Genomic DNA, 1,806 nt, shown 5'->3' with positions numbered 1-1,806 from the left:
GGATAGCGAGAGCGGGGGGGCAAAAGGTCACTATCCAAGGCCCACAACGATGCTGGCCAGCCCGGGTTCCGCGCGGTGCAAATTTTTTTCGGATGGTTCGGATGGTCCGCGCGGCAACCCTTCGTGGCTTTCGAAGGTTGGGGCGGTGAGGAGACAGCGCCATGGCGAAGCCGCCGAAAACCCCGCCCCATTCCGATCTGGACGGAATCCACGAGGACGAGCTCGACAATGTCGAGGCGGCGAATGCGGCGGGTCAGGACGCCGCCGATCTCAAGCGCGCCGCCGAGGAATCCAAAGGCCGGCCCGATCGATCGGCGGACCGCGGCGGCCGCGACGACCGCAGCCGCTAGGTGTCGACCACCGCGATCCGGACCTCGTAGAGGCCGCGCTCGGGATCCCGCTCGAGCGTCGAGCGTAGCTGGCGCGAGAGGCCGGTGATGATCCGCTCGAAGCGCTCGGAGATCGCCTCCTCACACTCGACCGCGCCTCCGGCCAGGCTGTCGACCTCGACGCAGAGCCGGGCGAGCGTGGGCGCCTCGCGCTCGAGCAGGATCGAGACCTGGGAGGCACCGCAGAGCATGCCGAACTCGGCGACCTCCGTGATCAGGAAAGCGACCGAAACCGCGACGTCCTGCGTCGCCTGGAGCGGCGAGATATCGAGGCGGATCGACATGCCGGCCGCGGCGGGCGGCGCGGTGGCGCGCAGATTGGCGGCGAGCTCGGAAATGAGCGGCCTCAGCGCGACGCCGCGATTCTCCTCGAGCTCGGCATAATGATTGCGGTGGACGACGGCGAGCGCGTCGACCCGCCGCTGGATCGAGGCGTAGGCCATCGCCGCCTCCTCGCTGCGCGCGCCGCGCGAATGGAGGTTGAGCAAAGAGGCGACGACCTGGAGATTGTTCTTCACCCGATGGTGGACCTCGCGCACCAACCGCGTCTGGCGGACGACCGCGGCCTCCAGCTCCGCCTCGTGCCGGGCGACGGTCCGGGTGACGCGGCCGAACGCCTGGCCGAGGGCATCGATCTCCTGCGCCGTGCTGCTAACGGCGGGCAGGTCGACCGCCGGATCGCCCGGCTTGTAGGCCGAAATGGCGTTCTGGATGTGCTGCAGCGGCCGCAGCAGGAACCGCCGCACGATGATCCAGCCGATGAACGAGGCCCAGAGCCACATCAGAATCGGTGTCGCCACGACGAAGACCTCGCTGAGGGTCAGCGCCGGCGCCGGCATGCGGATGCGCATTGCATACAGGTTGTTGCCGAGCGGATTATTCTCGACAATCTGCTCCGCCTGCTCGCCCTCCGGCGACATGGCGCGCAGCCGCATCACCCGGTCACCCTGGACCAGCTCCAGGGCGAAATCGCCTGGCAGGCGCGGCAGATCGACCGCGCGGGCCACGGTCGCCCGGTCATATACGGTGATTCCCTCGATCGCGCCCTGCGGATCGTAGAGGAAGACCTCGAGCTGGTTGCCGCCCGGCCTGATCACCGCCCTGAGCGCCTCGCCGCGCGCTGCGGGAATGGCCGGCGGCGTGAAGCCCGGGCTGAGGCAGGGGCGGGTCGGGTCCCGGCCATAGACGGCGTGGCGGCCGGCGACGTTGGGAAAGCGATTCAGCCGGTTCAGGATGCGCTGGCAGATTTCTTCCGCGTCGCCGAAGGCCAGGGTCGCGTCACGTCCGGAGCGGATCGTGAAGGCGTTGCGCGACCCGGCGAGCGTGAAGCGCTGGACGTGCCGGGCGAGCAGGGATTCCGCCGCCTTCTCCGCCGCGTCCCGGCTGGCGTCGGTGGGCAATGCCCGCGCCAGCCGGG

Annotated in this window: 2 protein-coding genes; one reads left to right on the top strand and one right to left on the bottom strand. The window is 69.4% G+C overall.

Going from position 1 to position 1,806, the window contains the following annotated elements:
* Positions 1 to 161 precede the first annotated feature (161 nt).
* Positions 162 to 350 carry a hypothetical protein gene (locus ACT4N8_RS07170; RefSeq protein WP_444857448.1) on the top strand — a complete coding sequence of 63 codons (189 nt, stop codon included), beginning with the start codon at positions 162 to 164 and terminating at the stop codon, positions 348 to 350.
* Here ACT4N8_RS07170 and ACT4N8_RS07165 read toward each other — a convergent pair.
* Positions 347 to 1,806, bottom strand: a 1,460-nt coding sequence (locus ACT4N8_RS07165; RefSeq protein WP_444857447.1) for a sensor histidine kinase, incomplete at its 5' end; no start/stop codon positions are given. The genes ACT4N8_RS07170 and ACT4N8_RS07165 overlap by 4 nt on opposite strands.

This window comes from Sphingosinicella sp., from assembly GCF_052387495.1.
GTDB lineage: Bacteria > Pseudomonadota > Alphaproteobacteria > Sphingomonadales > Sphingomonadaceae > Allosphingosinicella.
The sequence above is the reverse complement of the archived record's forward strand: the minus strand, read 5'-3'. Positions and strand labels throughout refer to the sequence as shown.

Excerpts from the sequence above, each read along its gene's own strand:
- ACT4N8_RS07170 (WP_444857448.1), top strand. The coding sequence starts at position 162 with ATGGCGAAGCCGCCGAAAACCCCGCCCCATTCCGATCTGGACGGAATC.